Source organism: Thermanaerothrix solaris, from assembly GCF_032334255.1.
Lineage (GTDB): Bacteria > Chloroflexota > Anaerolineae > Anaerolineales > Anaerolineaceae > Thermanaerothrix > Thermanaerothrix solaris.
In genome coordinates this window covers 772,333-797,064 of sequence record NZ_JAUHMF010000002.1, presented here as the reverse complement: position 1 = coordinate 797,064, position 24,732 = coordinate 772,333, and the positions used below count along the sequence as shown (strand labels likewise).

Annotated in this window: 21 protein-coding genes; 15 read left to right on the top strand and 6 right to left on the bottom strand. The window is 55.8% G+C overall.

Annotated features, from left to right (window positions below):
• The first annotated feature begins 8 nt into the window (after positions 1 to 8).
• The 9 genes from QYE77_RS11915 (at position 9) to QYE77_RS11875 (ending at position 9,338) form a co-directional block, all read left to right on the top strand.
• The gene (locus QYE77_RS11915) at positions 9 to 1,103 is read left to right on the top strand and encodes an ATP-binding protein (protein WP_399390596.1); all 1,095 of its coding nucleotides are present in this window, start codon (positions 9 to 11) and stop codon (positions 1,101 to 1,103) included.
• Positions 1,104 to 1,189: 86 nt separating this feature from the next.
• A complete protein-coding gene (locus QYE77_RS11910; RefSeq protein WP_315625642.1) occupies positions 1,190 to 2,086 on the top strand; it encodes a vWA domain-containing protein in 897 nt (298 codons plus the stop codon).
• A 47-nt stretch (positions 2,087 to 2,133) separates the two neighbouring features.
• Positions 2,134 to 3,330 carry a DegT/DnrJ/EryC1/StrS family aminotransferase gene (locus QYE77_RS11905; RefSeq protein WP_315625641.1) on the top strand — a complete coding sequence of 399 codons (1,197 nt, stop codon included), beginning with the start codon at positions 2,134 to 2,136 and terminating at the stop codon, positions 3,328 to 3,330.
• Positions 3,330 to 4,241, top strand: a complete 912-nt coding sequence (locus QYE77_RS11900; RefSeq protein WP_315625640.1) for a PH domain-containing protein — start codon at positions 3,330 to 3,332, stop codon at positions 4,239 to 4,241. Before QYE77_RS11905 ends, QYE77_RS11900 begins: the two co-directional genes overlap by 1 nt.
• Before the next feature lie 51 nt (positions 4,242 to 4,292).
• Positions 4,293 to 5,636: a YbhB/YbcL family Raf kinase inhibitor-like protein gene (locus QYE77_RS11895; RefSeq protein ID WP_315625639.1), complete on the top strand. Its 1,344-nt coding sequence runs from the start codon at positions 4,293 to 4,295 to the stop codon at positions 5,634 to 5,636.
• A 178-nt stretch (positions 5,637 to 5,814) separates the two neighbouring features.
• A complete protein-coding gene (locus QYE77_RS11890; protein WP_315625638.1) occupies positions 5,815 to 7,365 on the top strand; it encodes an acyl-CoA carboxylase subunit beta in 1,551 nt (516 codons plus the stop codon).
• Positions 7,366 to 7,395: 30 nt separating this feature from the next.
• Entirely contained in the window at positions 7,396 to 7,764 is a 369-nt protein-coding gene (locus tag QYE77_RS11885) for an OadG family protein (RefSeq protein WP_315625637.1), read from the top strand.
• On the top strand, positions 7,761 to 8,207 hold the full coding sequence (locus tag QYE77_RS11880) for an acyl-CoA carboxylase biotin carboxyl carrier protein subunit (protein ID WP_315625636.1): 447 nt from the start codon (positions 7,761 to 7,763) through the stop codon (positions 8,205 to 8,207). Before QYE77_RS11885 ends, QYE77_RS11880 begins: the two co-directional genes overlap by 4 nt.
• Positions 8,208 to 8,216: 9 nt before the next feature.
• Complete coding sequence (locus tag QYE77_RS11875; RefSeq protein ID WP_315625635.1) at positions 8,217 to 9,338, top strand: sodium ion-translocating decarboxylase subunit beta; 1,122 nt, start codon at positions 8,217 to 8,219, stop codon at positions 9,336 to 9,338.
• Between the two features lie 13 nt (positions 9,339 to 9,351).
• Here the strand turns inward: QYE77_RS11875 and QYE77_RS11870 are convergent, their stop codons facing one another.
• Both QYE77_RS11870 and QYE77_RS11865 read right to left on the bottom strand, forming a co-directional pair.
• The gene (locus tag QYE77_RS11870) at positions 9,352 to 10,089 is read right to left on the bottom strand and encodes a response regulator transcription factor (RefSeq protein WP_315625634.1); all 738 of its coding nucleotides are present in this window, start codon (positions 10,087 to 10,089) and stop codon (positions 9,352 to 9,354) included.
• 401 nt (positions 10,090 to 10,490) lie between these two features.
• A complete protein-coding gene (locus QYE77_RS11865) occupies positions 10,491 to 11,729 on the bottom strand; it encodes a trans-sulfuration enzyme family protein (protein ID WP_315625633.1) in 1,239 nt (412 codons plus the stop codon).
• Between the two features lie 140 nt (positions 11,730 to 11,869).
• Between QYE77_RS11865 and QYE77_RS11860 the strand changes: the two genes are divergently transcribed.
• The 3 genes from QYE77_RS11860 (at position 11,870) to QYE77_RS11850 (ending at position 15,256) form a co-directional block, all read left to right on the top strand.
• Positions 11,870 to 12,523, top strand: a complete 654-nt coding sequence (locus QYE77_RS11860) for a CBS domain-containing protein (protein ID WP_315625632.1) — start codon at positions 11,870 to 11,872, stop codon at positions 12,521 to 12,523.
• Positions 12,524 to 12,602: 79 nt separating this feature from the next.
• Positions 12,603 to 14,390, top strand: coding sequence for a GAF domain-containing sensor histidine kinase (locus tag QYE77_RS11855; protein ID WP_315625631.1), 1,788 nt, complete (start codon positions 12,603 to 12,605; stop codon positions 14,388 to 14,390).
• Positions 14,391 to 14,413: 23 nt separating this feature from the next.
• Positions 14,414 to 15,256 carry an alpha/beta fold hydrolase gene (locus tag QYE77_RS11850; RefSeq protein ID WP_315625630.1) on the top strand — a complete coding sequence of 281 codons (843 nt, stop codon included), beginning with the start codon at positions 14,414 to 14,416 and terminating at the stop codon, positions 15,254 to 15,256.
• Positions 15,257 to 15,260: 4 nt separating this feature from the next.
• Here QYE77_RS11850 and QYE77_RS11845 read toward each other — a convergent pair whose 3' ends face one another.
• Positions 15,261 to 16,439: a sigma-70 family RNA polymerase sigma factor gene (locus QYE77_RS11845; RefSeq protein WP_315625629.1), complete on the bottom strand. Its 1,179-nt coding sequence runs from the start codon at positions 16,437 to 16,439 to the stop codon at positions 15,261 to 15,263.
• Positions 16,440 to 16,515: 76 nt separating this feature from the next.
• On the bottom strand, positions 16,516 to 16,998 hold the full coding sequence (locus QYE77_RS11840; RefSeq protein ID WP_315625628.1) for a YceD family protein: 483 nt from the start codon (positions 16,996 to 16,998) through the stop codon (positions 16,516 to 16,518).
• 104 nt (positions 16,999 to 17,102) lie between these two features.
• Between QYE77_RS11840 and rdgB the strand changes: the two genes are divergently transcribed.
• From rdgB to QYE77_RS11825, 3 genes are all read left to right on the top strand, one after another.
• Positions 17,103 to 17,741: an RdgB/HAM1 family non-canonical purine NTP pyrophosphatase gene (gene rdgB, locus QYE77_RS11835; protein ID WP_315625627.1), complete on the top strand. Its 639-nt coding sequence runs from the start codon at positions 17,103 to 17,105 to the stop codon at positions 17,739 to 17,741.
• A 44-nt stretch (positions 17,742 to 17,785) separates the two neighbouring features.
• Complete coding sequence (locus tag QYE77_RS11830) at positions 17,786 to 18,823, top strand: NAD-dependent epimerase/dehydratase family protein (RefSeq protein WP_315625626.1); 1,038 nt, start codon at positions 17,786 to 17,788, stop codon at positions 18,821 to 18,823.
• 236 nt (positions 18,824 to 19,059) lie between these two features.
• Positions 19,060 to 20,700: a ribonuclease J gene (locus QYE77_RS11825; protein ID WP_315625625.1), complete on the top strand. Its 1,641-nt coding sequence runs from the start codon at positions 19,060 to 19,062 to the stop codon at positions 20,698 to 20,700.
• Here QYE77_RS11825 and QYE77_RS11820 read toward each other — a convergent pair.
• Both QYE77_RS11820 and QYE77_RS11815 read right to left on the bottom strand, forming a co-directional pair.
• Positions 20,676 to 21,542, bottom strand: coding sequence for a universal stress protein (locus QYE77_RS11820; RefSeq protein ID WP_315625624.1), 867 nt, complete (start codon positions 21,540 to 21,542; stop codon positions 20,676 to 20,678). The two genes, QYE77_RS11825 and QYE77_RS11820, sit on opposite strands and share 25 nt — an antisense overlap.
• Before the next feature lie 102 nt (positions 21,543 to 21,644).
• Positions 21,645 to 24,725 (bottom strand): PAS domain S-box protein, encoded by a 3,081-nt coding sequence (locus tag QYE77_RS11815; RefSeq protein WP_315625623.1) that lies wholly within the window; start codon positions 24,723 to 24,725, stop codon positions 21,645 to 21,647.
• Between the last annotated feature and the right edge of the window lie 7 nt (positions 24,726 to 24,732).

The following is a 24,732-nucleotide window of genomic DNA, read 5'->3' as shown; positions in this document are numbered from 1 at the left end:
ATATGCCGGTGATTTATCCCTTTACAGCCATTGTGGGTCAGGAGCAGATGAAACGCGCCCTGATCCTGAATGCCATTGACCCGCGCATCGGCGGGGTTTTGATCCGCGGCGAGCGTGGCACCGCCAAATCCACAGCGGCGCGCGCCCTGGCGGCGTTGTTACCGCATATCAAGGTCATTGCGGACTGCCGCTTTGGCTGCGATCCCGATACGCCTGCCACCTGGTGCACCGAATGCCGCGAACGGGCCGCCCGAGGTGAGAATCTCCCGGTCACCACCCGCCCAATCCCGTTTGTCAACCTGCCCATCTCGGCGACTGAGGACCGCGTGGTGGGCACCCTGGATATCGAAAAGGCCATTCAGAAAGGGGAACGTCACTTCGAGCCGGGCGTGTTGGCTTCCGCCAACCGCGGTTTGCTTTATATTGACGAAGTAAACTTGCTTGATGACCATGTAGTGGATATTTTGCTCGATTCCGCCGCCATGGGTGTGAACATCATCGAGCGCGAGGGCATCTCATTCAGCCACCCGGCGCGCTTCATCTTGGTTGGCACCATGAACCCCGAGGAAGGTGAACTACGCCCGCAATTGCTCGACCGTTTTGCCCTCTCGGTTGAAATTCGGGGCATTCGCGATCCCCGCGAACGGGTGCTGATCATCGAACGCAATCTGGCCTTTGAAGCCAATCCCGAAGCCTTTCGCCAGGAATGGTTACCTAAGGAGCAAGAACTTTCACGCCAGATTGAGCAGGCGCGTCAGTTGCTGCCCCAGGTGACTTATACCTCGCGCGATTTACTCTCCATTGCCTCCCTAACCGCTTCTTTGAATGTGGATGGTCACCGCGCCGACATGGTCATCCTCAAAGCTGCGCGTGCCCACGCCGCTTTTGAGGGCCGCACCAGCGTAACCGGGCGCGATATCGCATTGGCCGCCGAACTCGCGTTGCCGCATCGGCTCAAACGCGCTCCCTTCCAGCAAGCCGAGATGACCATGGAAGAATTGCAGGACCGCATTGAGCAATTGCAAGGCGCCAGCAGCACCGGCAAACACACCGAACCGGTGCCCACCCGCGAGGAAGAAGCCGCCCGGCAAAAAAAAATTTAACTGATCAGACCCTCAGCCAAGAGACGCAAGAGCAGGCCCCACCTCAACCCACCCAACGCGAGGATATCTTCCGTCAAGATGGTGCTATGTGGTGGGACGGCGGTCAGGTGGTCCAAGCCACACAGCCTTTTGAACCGCGTCGCCTGGATACGCCGCTGGATAAGATGATGCGCCGCTTCGCCGGTCGCCGCTCACGCACCCACACCGAACGCAAACGCGGGCGTTACATACAGGCTCGACCTGCCCAGGGGCCAACAGATGATTTGGCTTTTGATGCTACCCTGCGCGCAGCAGCGCCTTTCCAGAAGGAACGTAGTGAAGAACGGCGCCATCTGGCCTTCGCCATTCATCGTAGTGATCTTATGCGCAAAGTGCGGGTGCGTCGTGCTGCCAACCTGATCCTCTTCGTGGTAGATGCTTCCTGGTCTATGGCTGTGGCCGAACGCATGCAGGCCACCAAGGGCGCCATCCTCTCCCTGCTCAACGACGCCTATCAGCGGCGCGACCGCGTCGGTCTGATCGTCTTCCAAAAAGACCGTGCCTCACTCGTGCTACCTCCAACGAACTCAGTCACCTTGGCCCAGACGGCGCTGGCCGATATCCCGGTTGGGGGTAAAACCCCCCTTTCTGCCGGGCTCAAGTTGGCTTTAGAGGTGCTCCAGCGCGAACGCCTCCGTCATCCCGACGTAATGCCGTTATTGATCGTGCTCACTGACGGTGCGGGCAACGTCTCGATTAGCCACCTCCCCCCCTTGGAAGAAGCCTATCTCTATGCCGATGAAATTGCCCGGGAAGGGGTACACAGCATTGTCATCAACATGGAACACATAGCCTTTGATCAGGGATTGGCCCAGGCTTTAGCCGATCACCTCAAAGCACCGTGCTACACCGCAGGCGACATTCGCGCTGAAAGTTTATATTACACGGTACGCCGGGAACTGAACGCGCGCACTCCACCCGCAACCCTGGAGGATCGCCGCTAAACGGCGCGCCCAACCCGGCATTTGACATTCGGGGTAGAATTGAAGGTATGAAGACCACAACAACCCTTCACATTCCCATGTCGTCGCCGGATCTAACCAACCTGGAACGCGAAGCCGTTGCCCAGGTCCTGCGCACCCCCCACTTAAGCATGGGGGATCAAATCGAAGCCTTTGAAGCCGCTTTTTGCCGTTATCTTGGTGTCAAACACGCGATTGGCGTTAACTCCGGCACTGCGGCCTTGCATTTATGTGTTTTAGCCGCCGGCGTTGAAGCGGGTGATTGGGTGCTTACCACACCCTTCTCTTTCGTGGCATCCACTAACGTGATCCTCTACGCCGGTGCCATACCGGTGTTTGTTGATGTGGATCCCCAAACCGGCAACCTGGATCTCCAACAGGCCATGCAGGCAGTCCATGACCTGACCACAGGTGGAAAAGCGGCTCAACGCTGGCTGCCACGCCGCGGTCAAGGGCAGCATCGCGGGCAATTGAAAGCCATTCTTGCTGTGGACGTCTTCGGTCAACCGGCGGATTGGGACGCCCTGCGTGAACTGGCCGACCAATACCATCTGAAACTAATCGAAGATTCTTGTGAAGCCCTGGGTGCCGAATACAAAGGGCGTAAAGCCGGTGTTTTAGGCGACTACGGGACGTTTGGCTTCTACCCCAACAAACAGATCACAACGGGTGAAGGGGGAATGATCGTCACCGATGATGATGCAGCCGCAGCATTCATGCGGGCCCTGCGCAATCAGGGACGTGCGCCGGGCGATACCTGGTTGCAGCATACCTACCTGGGTTATAACTATCGCCTGGATGAACTCAGCGCCGCGCTGGGGCTGGCCCAAATGCAACGGCTTGAGGAACTTCTGCGCCGGCGTGAACAGGTCGCTGCCTGGTATAACCAGCGCCTCAAAGTCCTCGATGGGGTTGAAATTCCCTATATCGCTCCAACAACCACACGTATGTCCTGGTTTGTCTATGTCATCCGCCTGGCGGCGGGCATAGATCGCGGACAGGTGGCAGCCCGCCTGGCCGAATTTGGGGTGCCGGTGCGCCCGTATTTCTTACCTATCCACCTCCAGCCGTATATGCAAGAGCGGTTTGGCTACCGCCGCGGTGACTACCCGGTCACCGAAGACCTGGGAGAACGCGGCTTAGCACTGCCCTTCTCCGGGGTCATGTCCGAAGAGCAGGTAGATTACGTTTGCCACGCCTTGCAAATGGTCTTGAAATCACTCTGATGGAAGAAAGTTCTCTCTGGATCTTTCATCCCCCGCGGCAGCGCGGAATCTGGATCAACGGAGCAGCCCTGATCGTAAGCCTGGCCGTGCTGGGGATAGCGCTGGTCCAATTAACCGAGCAGCGCCCTGGCCCGCGTTGGTTGTTATGGCTGGTCTTGGCGCTCCTGGGAGGTATCGCCAGCCTAGGGAGCGGTTACCGCCTGGCAGCACTTTGGCGCGCTACCTATACCATAGACCGTGATGGCTTACGCCTACGCTGGGGATTGCGTGTAGAGCACCTGCCCCTGGAATCCATCGAATGGATTCGCCCCGGCAATGAGGCGGGATTCCCCTTACCTCTTCCCCCTTTCGCCTGGCCAGGGGCCATCCTTGGCAGTCGCAAGGTACCCGAATTGGGCGATATCGAATTTCTGGCGGCGGAAACCACCACGCTGCTCCTTATTGCCACCCCCCAACGCGTGTTTGCCATCTCACCGGAAGATCCATCCGCCTTTTCGCGTGCCTTTCGCCAAGCCCTGGAATTGGGCAGTCTAAACCCGCTCCCCCCTTATTCAGCCCGCCCGGTAGCCTTCGTCGCCCATCTATGGCAAGACAGGATCGCTCGCGCCATGGTGATCGGCGGTATCCTTCTCCTGTTGGGGTTACTCAGCCTTGGCAGTCTACTGGCAGCCTCTCGTGCAACCATTGTCTTGGGTTATTCCCCCCCTGTTCAACCCACGTCCCCCTTACCAGCCCAACGCTTAATGCTCCTTCCTATTTTAGGCGCGCTAACTTATGGCAGCGGCTTGATCCTGGGTCTCTATTTTTACCGCCAGAAAGAAGGACAAGCCAAATCCTACTTGCTTTGGGGCGGAGGAGACTTGGCGTTGATTTTACTCACCATTGCCTGCGTACTGGCCGGTTTGAGATAAAAAACCAAACGTAAGATTTAGAACACGGTTTTTCCTAAGGAAACGAATATCATGGCAACGCCAGTGATAAATTCTTTACAAATTGGGCTGGGATTGGGCTTGGCTCTGATCATTAGCCTGCTGGCCTACCGCTTAGGCAGCCTGAGTGGGAGCGGCGCCATCGCTGCAACCTGCTTGGGCGGGCTCGTCTTTGGTCTGGGGGGCTTGCCCTGGGCAACCTTACTCCTGGGTTTCTTCATTACCTCAACCTTTTTCTCACGCCTGGCAAAAACACGTAAGACGAGCCCGGGAGAGAAGTATGCCAAAGATGATCGCCGGGATGCCTGGCAGGTGCTGGCCAATGGTGGGGTAGCCGCGCTGGCGGTTATCTGGCAGGCCACACAGCCAACCTCCCTGCTGCCTTGGCTGGTCGGTGCCGCTGCCTTGGCAGCGGCCAACGCCGATACGTGGGCAACCGAATTGGGCGTTCTGTCATCTCAATCCCCCCGGCGTATCTTGGGAGGGGAGCGCGTTGAGCCGGGTAGCGCTGGCGGTATCACCGCACTAGGTACCCTAGCTGCCCTGTGTGGGGCAATGTGGATTGCGTTGCTAGCCGCACTATTTCCACCCCCTCTGTTGCGGCCCCACTTTTCGGCGCTGGCAGTCTTGCTCGTGGTCACCCTGAGCGGGTTCGTGGGTAGCCTGGTTGATTCACTCCTGGGCGCCAGCGCTCAAGTGATGTATTACTGTCCCTCCTGTCACAAAGAAACGGAGCGCCACCCGCAACACCGCTGCGGTGGTACCACTACCTACCTGCGAGGCTATCGCTGGTTGAACAATGACGGCGTGAACGCTTTATGCACTCTCAGCGCAGCACTGCTGGCCGGGATCGCGGGGAACTTCCTTATCCCAACGCCACCCTTGCGCTCGGTATCACTGGTCACCCCCCAACCGGTAGGGTTCTCCCTCACCAGTCCGGCCTTCTCAGCGGGCGAAATGATCCCCTCCCAATACACCTGTGAGGGCGCTGACCGTTCCCCGGCGTTGGCCTGGGAAACAACTGCGCCCGAAGTAACCAGTTATGCGCTGATCATGGACGATCCGGATGCCCCCTTAGGCACATTCACCCATTGGGTGCTCTATAACATTCCCGCCGAACGGCGAGATTTACCCGAGGGGATACCCAATCAAGAGAACGTGCCAGGAATCGGTACGCAGGGACGGAACGACTTCGGGCGCGTGGGTTATGGTGGCCCGTGTCCCCCGCCGGGTAAGGCTCATCGCTACCGCTTTACCCTCTATGCATTAAACCTGCCCCCAACCTTACCCGCTGGGCTGGACAAAACCGCCTTACTCCAGGCCATCCACGACCATGTGCTTTTTGCGATGTCGCTGGAGGGACAATACGGACGCTGAGGAGAAAGCGTGACGAACCTCACGCTGCTCATAGTCGTTTGTCACCCCATAACACCCACAGAATCCTTATAAACGTCACCCGGTGCAGGGGCGATCACTCTATCTTTTTCACTATCGAGGAGCCAGCCTTGCCCCGTATAATAATCTTGCCAACCTTGTAATGGGAGAGAGGACTACCATGCCGGAAGAAGATCCTCGGATTTTGGAATTGCGCGCCATGCGGGAAAAGGTGCGCCTGGCTGGGGGCGAAGAGCGGATTGCCCGCCAGCATGCACGGGGAAAACTTACTGCGCGGGAACGAATTGAATTGTTATTTGACCCCGGTACCTTCCATGAACTAGAACCCTACGTTCAGCAACGGGACGACGTTCTGACTGGTCAGGCCGACAAGACCTATGGCGATGGTGTCATCACCGGCTTTGGGCAAATTGGAGGCCGGGTAGTTTATGCCTACGCCCAGGATTTCACGGTTCAAGGTGGTTCATTGGGCGAGATGCACGGGCATAAAATTGCGCGGGTGATGGATTTGGCTGCCGCCGCCGGCGCACCCATCGTGGGGCTGATTGACTCTGGTGGTGCGCGCATTCAGGAGGGGGTGCGCAGTTTAGGGGGCTATGCCCAGGTTTTTTTGCGCAATGCCCGTTACTCCGGCGTCATCCCCCAAATCAGCCTGATCATGGGGCCATGTGCCGGCGGCGCTTCTTACTCTCCCGCCGTCACCGACCTGATTATTATGGTCGAAAAACAATCCTACATGTTCCTTACTGGGCCAGATGTTATTAAAGCCGTGACCGGTGAAGTTGTGGATTTTGAAACTCTCGGCGGCGCCGACGTGCACCTGGGCATCAGTGGATTGGCCCATCTCAAGGCCGCTCATGATCAAGAGGCCATCGCCCTCTGCCGCCGCGTGCTATCTTATTTGCCCGCCAACAGCCTGGAAAACCCACCCTACGTTCCGCCCGAAGATGACCCTAACCGCATGGATGAAGCCCTCAACAGTATGGTGCCACTGGATCCCACCGTACCTTACAGCATGCATGAGGTCATTGCCCGCATCGTGGACCACGGCACCTTCATCGAACTACAACCGACCTTCGCTCAAAATGCCATCATTGGCTTAGCCCGTTTGGGTGGGAATGTGATCGGAATCGTAGCTCAGGAACCCGCAGTCATGGCAGGCGTGCTAGACATTGACTCTTCCGACAAAATCGCCCGCTTTGTCCGTTTCTGCGACGCCTTCAACATCCCCCTGATTACATTTGTGGATTCTCCCGGCTTCTTACCCGGCACCGACCAAGAGCACCGCGGTGTTATTCGCCATGGCGCCAAGGTTCTTTATGCGTATTCGGTCGCCACGGTTCCCAAAATCAGCGTCATTACCCGCAAAGCTTATGGCGGTGCTTATGTGGTGTTGAGCAGCAAATTTATGGGTGGAGATCTGGCCTTTGCCTGGCCTAGCGCCGAAATTGCTGTGATGGGTCCTGAAGGTGCAGTGAATATCCTTTTCCGTAAGCAAATCGAATCCGCCGACGATCCGGCTCAGGAACGTGCGCGCTTGGTGGAAGAGTATCGGCAGCGCTTTCTCACGCCCTACGCCGCAGCCAGCGCCGGTTATGTGGATGATGTGATTGAGCCGCGTGAAACCCGCCCTAAATTGATCGCTGCCCTTCAGGCACTACGTGAAAAGAGCACATCCCCGCTGCGCAAGCACGGCAATCTCCCGCTCTAAAGGAAAGGTTTCGTCGCTATGGAGACCCCGTTGAGCCAAGGATTACTGATCACGCTGGTCGGCATGGGATTAGTCTTTTTAGCCTTGATCATGCTATGGCTACTGATAGACGTTATGGTGCGCCTGTTTACTACAAAACACCACCCTACCAACAGCGAAACCCCCGAAATCACATCGCCATCCCCTTCCTTACCCTCGGAAGAAAGCGAGAATTTAGGCCGCCGCCGACGCGCCGCGGCTGCCGCCGTGGCGATAGCGCTGGGCTTGCAATCTCACCGCATTACACCGATTAAACCGCCCTCAAGCGCCCCAACCCCTTGGCAAATGGCTGACCGTTTAAACCGCTTTACCCTCATTGATGATGCGCGTGTGCGCAAACTACGAGGTGCTGCCCGATGAAATTCCGCATCAAGATAGAGGATCAAATCTTCACCGTCACAATAGACGACCTCACCTCCCGCCCGATCCGCGTTCAGGTGGACGGAGAGCTGTTTGAGGTTTGGCCAGAGGGTGAAACCGAATCACCCACCGTTCCAGTCGCCTTGCCGGTACCTCCCCCGCCCCCCATTACCACACCCTGCACATCGCCCCCCTCTCGCCCCACCGTTTCGACCAACCAAGGAGGTAGGCATTGTGTCAAAGCGCCACTCCCCGGGGTCATTACCGCTATCGCGGTACGCCCTGGCGACCAGGTGGAATACGGACAAGACCTGCTTACCCTAGAAGCGATGAAGATGAAAAATGCAATCCGCGCCACCCGCGCCGGCACCATTGCCGCCGTTCACGTCAATGTGGGGGACCAGGTTCAGCACGGGCAAGTGTTGCTGGAATTTACGGACTGAGGGAAAATTATGGACTTCAGCGAAATAGTTGCCCAGATTACGCGCGGATTTGCCGGGTTCACCTGGGGCAATGCGATCATGATCGCCGCTGGCCTGGGTTTGATGACCCTGGCGGTCGTCAAAGAATACGAGCCGGTCCTGCTACTACCCATTGGTTTTGGGTGCGTGCTGGCCAATGTGGGAATGTCCACCCAGCATGGCATCTTCAAGGTACTATATGACGCCGGTATTGCGTCTGAACTTTTTCCGCTGTTAATTTTTATCGGGGTTGGCGCCATGATTGACTTTCGCCCCCTCTTGGCAATGCCCCAAATGGCTTTGCTTGGCGCCGCCGGGCAGTTTGGCATTTATGGCACGCTGTTGCTGGCCTTGGCATTGGGTTTCCCGCTAAATCAGGCGGCTTCAATCGGTGTCATTGGGGCCATTGATGGACCAACCGCGATTTTTGTCACCACCAAATTGGCGCCCGAAATTCTCGCCCCGGTAGCAGTGGCAGCGTATTCCTACATGAGCCTGATCCCGATCATTCAAGTCCCGGTAATGAAATGGCTCACCACGCGCAAAGAGCGACTGATCCGCATGGAGTATGCCCCGCGCCCGGTTCCGCGCAGTGTGGTTATCGTTTTCCCCATTGCGGTGACTGTTGCCGTGAGTCTCATCGCCCCAGACGCGGCCCCACTCATTGCAACCTTGATGCTGGGCAACCTATTGCGGGAAAGCGGTGTGGTTGAACGGCTGAGTAAAGCCGCCCAAAATGAAATAATCAATGTAGCAACGCTCTTCTTGGGGTTGACCATTGGCGCCACGATGACAGCGCAATCCTTTCTCAATGCCCGCACGTTGATGATCTTGGGATTGGGTTTCATGGCCTTCGTTTTAGACACGGTTGCCGGATTGCTCTTCGGAAAGTTAATGGCTTTTATCACCCGCGGTAAGGTTAACCCCTTGATCGGGGCGTGTGGCATTAGCGCGTTTCCCATGGCCGGGCGCCTGGCCGCTCAGGTAGCCAAAGAAGAAGATTTCGACAATTTCATCCTGATGCACGCCATGGGCGCCAACACCGCTGGGCAACTAGGCAGTGTCATCGCCGGTGGGTTGTTATTGGCGCTGACGCTGGGCTTTTTACACTAAGAGAGCGCTTCATCTAAGGGCGCCCATTAGGGTCTTGGCCGTTTAATTGCACTGGATGAAGCACTTCAAGCGGGCGCGTATCCGGTTCGATATCCAGGCGATAGCCGATGCCGCGAATTGTCTTCAGGTAGCGTGGATTACGCGGATCGGCTTCAATGGCGCGGCGTAACCACGAGATGTGCACGTCCAGGGTGCGAGTGTCGCCCATATACTGGGTGTCCCAGGCCTGGGTGAAGAGCGTCTCGCGATCCACCACCTGACCGGGGCGCTCCATAAGCAAACGCAGCAAGGTCACTAACCGCGGGGTCAAGGGCGATTGGCGATCCTCACACCGCACAACCCGTTTTTCCAAATCCAGCGAAATCGGTCCCGCACGCAGAACCTTGCGTGGTTCGTGAGGCAAAAAAGGCCGAATCCGGTTGATTAGTTTTTGAAGCGTAAAGGGTAACTTGAGGACCACATTTGCGTCCGGAATCGGCTCATCGGATGCGTTTTCTTCCGCGATCAGGATAATTGGAATATCGGGGGCACTCTTGCGCAATGTTGCACAAATGCGCCGCCCACTGGTACGCATAGAAGCCGCATCCACGATGATCAAATGCGGCAAACTCTTGGCTAGGTAGGAAAGCGCTGCCGATCCATTGGCGACGCACTCGACCAGGAACTTCTTTTTCGTCAACCCCCCCGCAAATGAGGTCCGGTCGGAGCGTTTGCCTTCAATTAATAAGATCTTGACTTCGCTTGACGACATCACCACCGTAATCTCTCAAGCGCAGGAATTTTAACCCGTTAAGATACCTGGGAAAACACTAATCCGGATTGCCGGCATACATCTTCGGCCCGCATCTCTGGGTCGGGGAATCCGCCGCGACCATCCACACCTTGCTCCGCGATAGATGGTTCAATAAAGTAAAGAATAAAAAATAAATCCTCAGAACAGCGCCTCATCGCATTCCAGGCATTACCTAACGGCTTTATGGCATTGAACCGGCTTAACCTGCAGAGCACCCACCTTATCGCCGGCGTTAATACCCAATTCTATGCTGTAGGTGGGAGTCTAACCCTCGGTGCGAGATTTATTATACCAAGAGTCAGCCATCGCGCCACTTTTTAAGGGGATGAGTTTTTTAAGTTTTTATCCCGTTTTTATTCTCATAAGCGTGCCAGAGCCTGGTCAAAATCCGCGATGAGATCTTCCACTTCTTCAATACCCACCGAGAGGCGCACCAACCCATCACTGATCCCGCTCTTGCGACGATCTTCCGGCGACATGGCCGCATGGGTCATGCTGGCCGGATGCTGTATCAAGGTATCTACACTGCCCAGGCTAACCGCTAGGGTCATCACCCGCACATTGTTCAGCAACGCCTTACCCGCTTCCAGCCCGCCCGCCAATTCAAACGCGATCATGCCACCAAATGCACTCATTTGTTTCTGCGCCAACGCATAATCTGGATGCGAAGGCAGTCCCGGATAGTAAACCCGTGCCACCTTGGGGTGCGCTTCGAGGTAACGTGCTAGCGCCAATGCATTTTGGCAGTGTCGTTCCATACGCAACGCAAACGTCCGCAATCCTAAATCGGCCAGCCAGGCATCAAAAGGCGACGGGCTTGGGCCTAACCAGGTATAGAGGCGGTGCAAATCACCCCGCACCCAATTCACATGCCGGCTCACCACCACACCCCCCACGATGACTCCGTGCCCACCCAAATATTTAGTCGTGGAATGGATAACGACATCGGCTCCCAAGGTAAGCGGACGCTGACAATAGGGGGTGGCAAAGGTGTTATCCACAAAGAGCCAAGCCCCAAAACGATGGGCAATCTCGGCCAAAGCCTGTAAATCCACTAAGTTAAGCGTCGGATTAGCGGGAGACTCGGCATAAGCTACACGCGCCTGAGGATGGGCCTGAAACGCCTTTTCCCATTCCTCTGGGCGCAGATCATCCACCCAAACAATGCGAACGCCCCATTGCGTCGCAAACTGTTGCAAAAAAACGTAGGAAGCCGCATACAGCGTCCGCTGGGCAATCACCGTATCCCCCGGATGCACATAGGCTAAGAGAGCAGTAGTGACCGCCGCCATGCCTGAGGCGAAAATTTGCGCGGCTACAATGTCCTCCGGCGAAGAATCAGAAGCCTCCCTCAGGAGATCAAACCCCTCCAAGGCAGCATATTTCTGCGCCAGTAATTCGTGATTGGGGTTGCTCAAACGGGTGTAAATGTGGCCCTGGGCCTCACCTTTGAACAACGCCGCACCGGTGTCCACATCCGGAAAGCGGAAGGTTGAAGTCTGGTAAATGGGAAGCACATGCGCACCATAAGGATCATCATGCTCCCCCCAATGATTGACCAGCGTATTGAGACCCCAGGTGAAATCTTGAGTAGTCATTGTCACACCTCTTTGTGAAATTCATCTCGATTATAAACGGTTTTGGGACACCCTTATCTCCGATATAAAATTGACACAACTTCCATAAAATGAAATTATCAGGCTATTGTACAATTAGGAAAATTGAAAGGAGGTTAGCAATGTTAGTAGGCGAACGCATGTCTCACCCTGTCATTACCATTCCCCCCACCATGCCCGTCCAAGATGCTCTTGCCCAGATGCGCCGTGACCGCGTTAGCCGCTATCCGGTGGTCAATTCACGGGGCAAATTGGTTGGCATCGTGTCCAAATTGGACTTAATGAATGCCTCACCTTCTAAGGCCACCACGCTGAGTGTTTGGGAGATCAATTACTTACTGAGCAAAATCACAGTTGAACAGGTCATGACCACCAAAGTCATCACCGTCACTGAAGACACACCACTTGAAGAAGCCGCGCGCATTATGGCCGATAATAAGATTGGAGGGCTACCAGTCATGCGCGGCGATCGGCTGGTGGGGATCATCACCGAAACGGACCTCTTCCGTATTTTCCTGGAAATGCTTGGGGCACGGATCCCGGGAGTTCGCCTGACAGTAGAATTACGTGAAATGCCAGGCAAACTGCATGAATTAACCGGCGCCATCCAAAACACCGGAGGCAATATCATTGCCCTGGGCACATTTTTAGGGGAATCCACCGAAACACGCCGTGTGACGGTCAAGGTCAGCGGGGTGGGTTTGGAGGATCTCCAAAAAGCGGTGCAACCTGTGGTCGAAAAAGTCGTGGATATTCGCGAAATGAAGCCCGTATAAGTGTGATAGGCTACACCCGGTGCCTTGCAGTTTCCTTACAGGTGCCGGGCAATCTTTCACTTTTAGGGTATATTTTCAAGTGGTGCGTCAGTCCGAGTTTCCTTACCTCGCCGATTGGATTGCCATTCTACTGCGATGGGTGATGCTCATTGCCGCCACGTTAATGCTGGCCTTCAGCATTGGCGGCAATTGGGCCTTTGTCGTGCTGATCGCCCTGGGCGTGGGTTGGAATCTGGCCTCATCCTCACTGGCTATTAACAATCGCCGCCTGGTCTTTCACCGCCCCATCAATGTAACGGTAGATCTCTTAATCAGTTTGGGCATGTTCCTGGCTAGTGGGGGCGAACGTGGGCCTTTATTCTGGATCGGCCTCTATGCCCTGCTCTCAGGGGCGATTTATTATGAATGGCGGGGTAGCCTGGGAGTGGCGCTGCTGTTGAGCTTGCTTCAAGGCGGCGCATATTACTCTCACAGCGGTGGAAACCTGGAGGGTCTGCTGCTTTTGGGGCGCACGGTAGCCTTTAACCTTCTCACTGGCGCGCTGCTGGGGATGTTGAGCACACGCTTGATTGGAGCAGTGCGTAAACGCTATCAAGCCCAACTTGCGATCCGCCGTGAGGCTGAACGCAAAGCCCAACAGCGCGAACGGCGCCGTATCCAAACGTTTTATGATATGGTAGAAACCTTGGGAGGCACGCTGAATCACCAGGTGGTCCTGGATGCCGCGCTGGATCTGAGCCTAGCCGCCCTCAGTGAAGAAGCCGACATCCTATCATTAGTCAGCGTGGTTTTAATGTTTCGCGAGGAAGGGTTAGCCATCGCCACCGCCCGTGGGTTACCCCCGGTTGATCAGAATCTTGTCCTGCAAGCACGCGAGGGAACCCTGGCAGAGATTCTGCAGCGCGGCGAACCCCAGATTTTAACTCAGCCGGCGCAAGACCCGCAGTTGGGTCGCCTGGTCGCCCTGCAAAATTGTCGTTCCGCCTTCTGTCTGCCCCTGGTACGCGGGATGCAGGTCTTCGGCGCCATGCTCTTTGCTCACCCTGATCCTAACTTCTTCACCCCAGACCGTTGCGAACTCCTGGAAATCATCAGCCACCAAGTGACCATCGCGCTCCAAAATGCGCGCCTATTCCAACAACTGGAAGAGGAACGCCAGCGTCTAATTGAAACCACCGAAGAAGCCCACAAAAAACTCGCGCGTGACCTGCACGATGGCCCCACGCAATCCATTTCGGCCATCGCGATGCGCCTGAGTATTTTGCGCAAAACCCTGGAAAAAAGCCATATCAACGGCCAGGTTGCCGAAGAACTTCAACAGATTGAAGCCCTGGCCCGCCGCACCACAGAAGAGATTCGGCACATGCTGTTTACTCTACGCCCACTCATCCTGGAATCCGAGGGACTCATCCCGGCCCTGAAAGTCATGTGTGAAAAAATGTGGGCGTTGTATCAGCAGAAAGTGACCCTCGATGCCGACCCCGACGTAGTTAAGCACCTGGATCCTAATCGTCAGACCATTGTGTTTTACATCATCGAAGAGGCGGTTAACAACGCACGTAAACACGCTGAAGCGAGTGAGATCCGTGTGCGCATCCGTTTCTTGCCCCGTGAACAAGAGATCGCCTTTGTGGAGATCGCCGACAACGGCAAAGGCTTCGATCCCAAAGAGGTTAGCACGAATTACGAGCACCGCGGCAGTCTGGGCATGGTTAACCTGCGCGAACGCACCGAACTCCTCAACGGTTTGCTCTATATTGACTCTGCCCCGGGTAAAGGCACACGGGTCTATGTTGTCATTCCACTGACCGAAACCGCGGCCGAACGGCTTCACCGCGGGCTCATCGGCACCCGCGAGAAAGTTTAGAATCTCTTACATTGGAAGGAGGCATGCCCCTGACGAACACACTCCACTTCCTGTACTTTGAAGGGGGCGACCATCTCCATCCTATTCCAGTGCTTCTCATCCACGGTATCGGTCAAGAGGCCAGCATCTGGCCACCGGCACTACGCCGGCTGGTGGGTTTCCGCGTGATGGCCATTGACCTGCCCGGACATGGTCGTTCTGCCGGCACAGGGTTGCAGATGGTGGAGGCTTACGCCCAACAAATCATCGAATTCATGGCTAGCCTGAAAATACCGCGCGCAATCCTGGTCGGCACCTCATTGGGGGGAGCCATCGCCCTACACCTTGGCCTGGAATACCCAGACCTGGTGCGAGCCTTGGGCCTTATCAGTTGCTTCCCTTCCATCACCCTCCCGCCAATCTGGCTTGACGGTCTGGAAAATCCACAAACGCGGCCAAGCGTCTTGGAAAGCCTGGAACAACACCTTTTACCCCCGAGCACACCTCGCACGATCGCCGAAACGGTAAAGAAAACCTTAGCCCGTCAGCGCCCCGAAGTGCGCTACGCAGATTGGAAAGCACTTTCCCGCTTTGATGCCCGTGAGCGCTTGAAAAGCCTACAGGTGCCGGCGTTGTGGATCTGCGGCGCCAAAGACCCACTACTAACCCCTTCATCACTGCGCCTTTTGCGTCATCTAGCCTCTGACCGGCTCAGTGTCATGATTATGCCGGATGTCGGCCACTGGGCAATTTTGGAAAAGCCGATCGAAATCTGTACACATCTGCAAGCATTTCTTGCCCAAACCCTGGCCCCGGAACCCCCAACGGTAAAAACCCCCTGGCCCCAAAACGCCATTGCGCCCGATCACAATAACACAAACCCCTGAAGCCTTATAGGTATTCCTTCAATTGGCGAGAGCGTCGCGGATGACGCAGGCGGTGTAGGGCTTTACTCTCTATCTGACGAATGCGCTCGCGGGTCAGACCAAATTTTTGCCCTACCTCTTCCAGGGTGTAGGTGTGCCCATTTTCAAGGCCAAAACGCAAACGCAAAATACGTGCTTCACGCGGCGGCAGGGTGTCTAATACCGCTTCCACTTTCTCGCGCAAGAGTTTATCATATGCGCTCTGCATCGGCGAAGGGGTGTTTTGATCTTCCACGAACATCGCCAATTCGGTATCTTCTTCATCTTCCTCTACCGGGCTGTCCAGAGAGAGCGGAAGCCACGAGACACGCAGCATCCAATCCACCTTCTCCGGTGGGACGTTGAGCTCTTCGGCCAGTTCGGCCTGTGTAGGCGCCCGTCCGAGACGCTGTTCCAACTCATGTGCCACGCGATATAAATTGCGAATACGGTCTACCATGTGGACGGGGACGCGAATCGTGCGCCCCTGATCAGCAATGGCACGTGTAATGGTCTGGCGGATCCACCAGGTCGCATAGGTAGAGAAGCGGAAACCACGTTGATACTCGTACTTTTCCACGGCCTTCATCAGGCCCAAATTCCCCTCTTGAATCAGATCCAAAAATGGCACCCCTCGCCCAATGTAGCGTTTAGCAATAGAGACCACCAGACGTGTATTGGCCTTAATGAGATGCTCACGTGCCTGGATACCTTCTAAAACTTGCTGTTCGAGTTCCTGGCGCTGTTGAGGAGTAGCCTGGCCGTTCAGGTGCTCCAGAACACGCCGCGCTTGCCGTCCTCGCTCGATCCGCTGGGCCAGTTCTCGCTCTTCCTCGGCCGTCAGCAACGGCACGCGCGCCATTTCCTTGAGGTAAAGCCCCACCGTATCATCGCTGGTGATCCAGTCCACATCCAAAGGAATATCAGCGGCTTCAGGGGCGTCAAAGAGCGTTTCACTGTCCAGGGGCTCGCTCTCGCGATCAAAGAATTCAATTCCCTGACGTCGTAAAAGCCCCATAAGATTTTCCAGGCGTTCGGCATCCTGTTCCAGTTCAGGGCACACCTCGAGCATATCTTCGATGGTTAAGTACCCCTGGACCTCGGCCTTCTCCAGCAATAAATCCAGAATCTCTGCACTACGCTTGGGCCTGCCCGAATTAATCACACTTTCCCTCCTGCCTTTGCCTGGGCTGAGGTGAATTCCACGCTAATGTCAAGAACCCCCTTCGCCAAATCGCCATTTATCCATCTAACATGACCTGCATCTGATGCTCACACGTAGCCAGGTTAAGGTTCGTACCGCAATACATACATAGCCCGCGACAATCTGGGCGACAAATCGGTTTGATCGGCAGTTCCAAGATCAAATAATCTCGCACCAGAGGGGCAAGGTCAATATACCCATCATCGGGAACATAAAGATCGGTCGGGGCATTACGCCGATGGCGAAACGAGTAAAGTTCGGAAAAATGGGTCGTCAACGGCTGAGCATAGGTTTCCAGGCAGCGCACACACTCCAACGTCACAAACCCACTAAATTCGGATTCCACCAGAAGACCCTGTTGGGTACGGCTGATGTGCGCCGTGCCCTGAAAGGTCGTTAGTTCAAAATCCGCACCAAGTTGAATCAGTGGGAAATCAAACGTAAAATCGCGATTTGCCCCCACCGTTTGATGAACGAGGAAACCGACGTTAATGCGGAGCGGGAAACGTGGATGGGTCACAGTGGCTTCTTAACAATGCTATAATTTCAAGACAACTTGATTATAGCATCCTCAAATGGACAAGTCAAGTTATCTTCATTAATATGATATATTTGATAAAAACTATGCCCACATCGCTCTTAATCGCCACCAATAATCCCGGTAAGCGCCTTGAAATTCAGGCCATTCTGGCCGATTTGCCCCTCAAACTCGTCCTACCGGTTGAACTTGGGCTTAATCTCGAGGTCGAAGAAACCGGGCACACCTACCAGGAAAATGCTGTGCTGAAGGCAGTGGCGTTCTCTCGCGCCAGTGGTCTACCTAGTTTGGCCGATGATTCTGGGCTGGAAGTTGATGTGCTCGGGGGAGAGCCCGGCGTGCATTCCGCGCGCTACGCCCCTATTCCAAACGCCACTGATGCCGACCGCCGCCACTACTTGCTCGAACGCCTACGTCCCCATCCTGTGCCCGATGGCCTTCCGGGTTGGCCGGCGCGTTTTCGCTGCGTGGTTGCGTTAGCCCTGCCCGCGGGAGAAATTTATCTTGCTGAAGGCACTTGCCCTGGCTTTATCATTACCCATGAACGCGGACAGCACGGGTTTGGCTATGACCCAATTTTCTACCTGCCGGATTACAATAAAACCATGGCCGAATTACCACCTGAGGTCAAAAACCGCATCAGTCACCGTGCCCGCGCCCTTCAGGCAGCGCGTCCTTTCCTCCAGCGAGTCCTAAACCTCGCTCCCGACGATCCTCTTCCTTAACCATTCCGAACCGTGTCACCATCCTATCAAGCGAGGAAAAAAGAATGCGCATCTATATTACCGGCATCAGTGGCTTTTTGGGGATCAATCTGGTGCGCTACTTGTTGCAACAGGGTTACACCGAAATCGCAGGGATTGACCTGGTGGATTTCACTTACCCCGAACGTCCATTGATTCAATTCTTCCAGGGGGATATTCGCGATCCTGAGGCAGTGCGTCAAAGTATGGCTGGGGCGCAAATCGTGATTCACACTGCCGCCGCACTTCCCCTTTACACACCCGCCGACATTTTCAGCACCGATGTGGAAGGCACGCGACTGTTGCTTGAACATGCTCAACGCTTTGGGGTCGAACGGTTTATCCACATTTCCAGTACCGCGGTCTATGGCGTTCCGGACCATCACCCCATCTACGAAGACGACCCTCTGAGCGGTGTTGGGCCTTACGGGCAGGCAAAGGTTCAAGCCGAAGCCGTTTGCCTCGAATTTCGCCAGCGCGGCATGTGCGTGCCCATCCTGCGCCCCAAATCCTTCGTTGGCCCGGAACGATTAGGGGTCTTTGCTATTCTATACGAATGGGCTAGCGAAGGCCGCAATTTTCCGCTGATCGGTTCAGGCAAGAACCGCTACCAGTTACTGGATGTGGAAGATTTATGTCAAGCCATATTGGCCTGCATGACTCTGGACAAAGAAATCGTTAACGACACCTTCAACATCGGAGCCGCGGAATTCGGCACCATGCGTGAGGACTTTCAAGCCGTCCTGGATGAAGCCGGTTTTGGCAAACGGATTGTTCTCTTCCCGGCTGGCCCGGCCATCTTGGCATTGAAAGTGCTCGAAGCGCTCAAACTCTCCCCGCTCTATCCCTGGATCTATGAAACAGCCGCACGGGATTCGTTTGTTGCCATTGAAAAGGCCCAACAGCGCTTGGGGTTCCAGCCGCGCTATTCCAACCGCGAAGCCCTGATACGCAACTACCGCTGGTATCTGGCCAACAAAGCGCGCTTCAGCGGGAAAGCGGGAGTGACGCATCGCGTTCCCTGGCATCAGAAGGCGCTAAGATGGGTGAAGTGGCTCTTCTAGCAAGTAAACATTGTTTTGACAATCTTGATATTGTATGCTAAAATTCAATCAATGAATTTTGAGAAATTCGCCGGATTTCCGGCCACGTCTGGGGGTAGGCTGGTTGTGGTTGCCCATGGTAATTCAGCTTGCCCTCATGCGGCCCCGGTGAAAGGATAACCGGGGTTTTCGCTTGAATCTTAGACGCTTTGATTAGCGTTTGGAAAATTTTTAGGAAATTGGAGTAAGGTTTAGCAATGAAACATTCAAAGTTGCGCATCATTCCTCTCGGCGGTCTCGGTGAGGTCGGGCGGAATATGATGGTGTACGAGTACGAGCGCTCGATCCTCATCGTGGATACGGGGCTAATGTTCCCCAACGACGATATGTTGGGGATTGACTACATTATCCCGGACATCACCTACCTGCTGGACAAGCGGGATTGGGTTAAAGGGATTATTATCACCCATGGTCACGAAGACCATACCGGCGCCATTCGCCACGTTTTAGAGAACATACAAGCCCCCGTCTACGCCACCCCACTCACCAGAGGGTTGATCGAGGTCAAACTGGCCAAAGGCGGGCTGTTGCAACGCAGCGACTTGCACACCGTTCAGGCCGGCGAGACGATTCACATTGGGCCGTTTAAGGTTAAGTTCTACCACGTCTGCCATTCCATTCCCGATGCCGTAGGATTGGGCATCGAGACACCGGTTGGGTTGATTGTGCATGCCAGCGACTATAAATTCGATCAGACGCCGGTGGATAACTGGCCCACCGATTACGCCACCCTGGCCGAGTTCTCCCAGCGGGGTGTTTTAGCACTCCTGGCCGATTCGACCAACGTCGAACGCCCGGGCTGGACACCTTCGGAACGGGTGGTAGATGCGGCACTGGATCAAGTCTTCGCTGAAGCTCCGGGACGCATCATCCTGGCCAGTTTCGCCTCCCTGATCTCGCGCATGCAACAGGTAGCCAATGCTGCACAACGCCATAATCGTAAACTAGCCTTTGTGGGTACCAGTATGGTGGACAATATGCGCATGGCGCGGAAACTTGGTTACCTGGACTTGCCCGATGACCTTGTCGTCCCATTAGAGCAAGCCCTAGCCTTGCCACCGGAGCGCGTGGTTATCATGTGCACCGGGTCGCAAGGTGAGCCTACCTCAATCATGGGACGGCTTTCGCGTGGTACGAACCGCCAATTCGACATCATTCCCGGCGATACGGTGGTGCTCTCTTCCCATCCCATCCCGGGCAACGAGGAAAACGTCTATCAGACCATTAACCGCCTCTTCCAGTTAGGGGCGAATGTGATCTACGAGGCCATTGCCCCGGTGCATGTCTCCGGGCATGCCAGCCAGGAAGAAATGAAATTGCTCATCCACCTGACGCGCCCCAAGTACCTGGTACCGATACACGGCGAACCGCGCCACCTTTATCGGCATGCCATCCTGGCCCAGCAAATGGGCATTCCACGCGAGAACGTTGCCATCCTTGAAAACGGTCAGGTGCTCGAATTCGTCAATGGGCAAATGCGTCTGGGTGAGCGGGTACCCACGTCCTACGTCTTTGTGGATGGCTCCGGTGTGGGTGAAGTTGATGAAGAGGTGCTGCGCGAACGCGAAGCTCTCGCTCGCGATGGGATTGTCATGGTGCACTTGGTGTTGGACCGCTTCAGCGGCAGTCTGCGCCGTGAACCGGTGATCACCAGCCGCGGTTTCCTGACCGCCGGTGATGCAGATGAGGTCCTGGCGCGCGCCCGTAAGCGCGTGGCCGAGGTGGCAGCACGTGCCAACGGGAACCTCAATCGCGATGTTGAGCAGGCGCTCAGCAACTTCCTTTACAATGAAACCCGCCGCCGCCCGCTGATTTACGTCACCTCCGCCCGTGAGTAATCCCCAGGTGGATCTACGGCTTGACGCATAATTAAAAGCGGCTCTTCCACCCCGGCGTTCACCAGGGTCGTCACCTCAGGGCGGAAGAGCCGCCTTAAACTACGGGCGCTGAGCGGTGAGCCCATCCCGATCAGATCATATTCCCCGTTCCGGATCTCAGATCGAATCTCACGTACAACTGGCCCATAGCGCACCTTCAACTCACATGGCACGCCCAATTGGGCGGCTCTGTCTAATAACGCCTCAAAATGACGCGCTTGTGGGGTGTGAGTCTCAAGCAAGCGCAATTGGTGACGCTGGACATCCTGAGCCAAGGGATAATTCAATGTAATCGGCTCAACGACATGCAACACCGTCAGATGCGCGCCCAGGATTAGGCCCAGATCCAGCATGAAACGTTCCAACGGCACAGTATAATCCAGCCCCCCACTACAAACAAGCAAGTGCCGCCACGGCCAATTTACTCGCCGTACCCGTAGCAATGGGCCCGGCCAGGCCGCTTGCAATTGGCGAAAGCGCCCCGAATGCGCCCACCGCCGCCAGCGTGGACGATGGGTATCGCTGAAAATGAGGAGGATATCCACTTGAGGACGAGCCTGACCCAGAACGGCTTCCACAAACGGCTCCCGCCCCCAGATAAGATTCCCCATCAGTCCCGCCGCACTCAAATCGTTCGTATTACGATCCAAGTGCGCAACGAATGTCTTTTCAGAAGTGGGGTGGCCAATACACAAAATATCCACCGGCCAGCGGAGAGATTCGGCCAGGAGAACACCCAAATCTAACGCTGGAAAACTCGGCGTTTGTACTTCAATTGCAATCAGGATGCGTGCCTGGTCCATTCAACCGGGTATCCTGCTACTATAATAGCGCAGATACCCCACCCCCACAATATACTTGAAGCCACAACCGACACCTATGGGGCCACTTTTTGTCCCGCGCATTCACCCTCTCGGTGGAGGGGTGAAATCCGCTTCCAGACGCAAAAAAATTTCAACCACATGGGGGTCAAAGAGCTTGCCTGCCTGTTCACGGATATAATCACGGACCCGCTCCCGCGGCCAAGGGGGACGGTAGGGGCGCTGCGAGAGCAGTGCATCCCAGACATCCACAACTGCAAAGATGCGCGCCGCCAATGGAATCTGCTCCCCCTTTAGCCCGCGAGGATAACCACTGCCATCCCAGCGCTCGTGGTGGCAATAGGGGATGTCCAAAGCCGGACGCAGGAAGGGGATTTTGGAAAGAATGTCAAACGCCATAACCGGGTGCCGTTGCATGACTGCCCATTCTTCCGCGGTAAGGGGGCCCTTTTTGAGCAGGATAGCATCTGGCACACCTACCTTGCCGATATCGTGCAGCAAGGCCCCACGCCGGATGTGCACCAATTGTTCCTCACTCATCCCCATCTCGCGGGCAATCCGCAGGGTGAACTCCGCCACGCGGCGGCTGTGTCCTTCGGTTTCATCATCGCGCAACTCTAATAAACCGATCAGGCTTTCCAGAGTCTGGTCATAGGCTTGACGAAGTTGCCGGTTTACCGCGTGCAGTTCGCGTAAGATATGGACATTCTCGACCGCAATCGCCCCTTGTTGCGCCAGCATCACTAAAAATTCACTCTGGTCGCCGGTGAGGGTCAGCGGCGCACGGTGATAGATCTCTAACACACCACGCGGCTCACCTTGTACCAGTAAAGGCAAACCATAATAAGCCACAAACCCTTCTTCTTGCGCTGGGAAGGGGCAAGCCATCCCACGCAGCCTCTTGCTCAGATCTGCGTCAATGCGGAGCGGTTCACGCCGTTCAACGACCGCACCGGCCAGCCCTTCTCCTGGGCGACAGGTTAATTCCACCGGTAGGGGAGCCTGAAAGCCACTCCCGGCGCTCAAGCGCAGGACCTGCTCCTCGGGCCAGTAAATCCACACGCTGACCGCATCCACGGCAATGTGCTCGCGCGTCTCACGCGCCAGGACTTGCATAGATTCCGGGTTAAGGCCCTGGGAAAGAATGGCCAGGTCAATCTGACGCAGGGCATTCAACCGCCCTAATGCCTGCTGTAAGGCATGATAATGTAACCCCCGGTGCAAAGCGCTAGCAGCAAATTCGCTCAGGCTGATCAACATCATTTGATCAGCGGGCCTAAAACGCCGTTCTCTTCCTACCGTGATCGCACCAATGCGGTGCTCTCCTGCTACCAACGGCACGACCGCCATGCAAGAGGGATAACGTATCCGCGGATCTGGAAGGCGGTGGGGATCATCTAGAACATGGTCTAAATAAAAAGGTTCGCCATGAATGAACGCGTGACCCGTGATACCCTCGCCGGAACGAATGTCTCGCCCGGCCAGATCCTGCCATAAGCCAAAGGCATAACGCACCACCAGGACATCACGGTCAGCGTCATAGAGCGAAAGAGTCACGGCCGAGGCTTCCAGGGCATGCACAATTGTCTCACCGATGATCGGGAGCATGGTCTCCAGCACCTCGGTCCCGCGCAGGGCATTTGCCAAACTCAAGAGAGCCTCGCGTTGCTGTTCGTGATGTTTTTGCTCCGTGATCTCCCAAGCAACGACGGCGATATGACTGATCTCGCCCTGGGGACCCTCCACCGGTGAGATACTCACTCGGGCGATAAAGGGTTCGCCGCCTTTACGTAGCCCGCTACATTCGCCTTCCCAAGCCTCACCACGCTCTCTGACTTGCGTAAAAGCCAGTCCAATTTGCTGGGGTTGCCCACAGTAACGCAATAACGGCGTGCCCATTGCTTCTGACAAGGTATATCCGGTCAGACGGGTGAACGCCGGGTTCGCCCAGGTTAACCGACCGTCCAAATCGGCCAGCATGAGCACCACATCGGCTTGCTCCAACGCCCGAGTGAGCAAGCGCTGCATTTGTTCTGCTTGTACCCGGGCCGAAATATCGCTGAAAAACGTAGCAAATTGCCCCCGCCGCGGACTGATGACCGTGACCTCAAACCAACGCCCCAGATCACGGCTGAATTCTTCGAAATGGGCCGGCTGCCCTGTGAGCGCCACTCGACCATAGACCTGAATCCAATTAGGCTCCAGGTTTGGCAGAAGTTCACGCGCTGTGCGGCCGATCACCTGCCCTGCGCTCAGCCCGGTCAAACGCTCAAACGCCGGATTGACCTGCAAAAAGCGATAGTCATAAGGGTCACCCTGTTCATCCAGGATGATCTCATGCAGGGCAAAACCATCCAGCATCGTTTCAAAGAGCGTGCGGTAGCGTTCTTCACTAACGCGCAACTGCTGCTCCCACCGTTTACGCTCGGTAATGTCGCGATGAATAGCAATGATATGAGGACGCCCCGCAAAAGGCACGGTGAGGAAGGTGCTCTCGGTGGTCTTGTGCTGACCATCCGGGCGCAAGAACGTCAATTCCAACCGCCGACTGGAGTCAAGTTCAGCCCGGCCGGGAGGGATTTCTGTCTCCACCAGGGCGCGCGATTCAGGGCTAAGGTATGCCTGCCAATCTTTGCCTATCAGGGCCTGCGGCGCAGCCAACCCCAGCAGATGAGCCATCGCTGCGTTGGCTACAATGATCCGTCCATAACGGAGAATGGTCACTCCATCCTCCAGGCTGGTCATCAAACTCTCGAAAGTGGCTTCGCTATGGCGCAGGGCTTCGGCTAAGACGTGGGGCTCGGTATTTTCTTCGATATAAGCCAAAAAAGTAGTCGCCGAATCGAGTAAGGGCATCAATGACCAAGTCGTCCATACGATGCGCCCCAACTTGCTACGGCAGGCCAGAGCCAGCGTCGCAGGATCGCCCGACTCACGTGGCTGGTGAACAACCTCGCGCAGGCGTGCGACATCATCCTCTGAGGCTAGCAAAAGAGAATACACAGACTGCCCCTGGATGGCTTCGCGTTCCCATCCAAAGAGACGCTCCGCGGCGCGATTCCAGGCGATAACCTCAGCCCCCGCTTCCCCTTCCCGCCATACCACAACCGCCAGCGGTGAGGCATCCCACAGCGCTTCAGCCCATCCCATGAGGGCATTTCCCATTTTGATT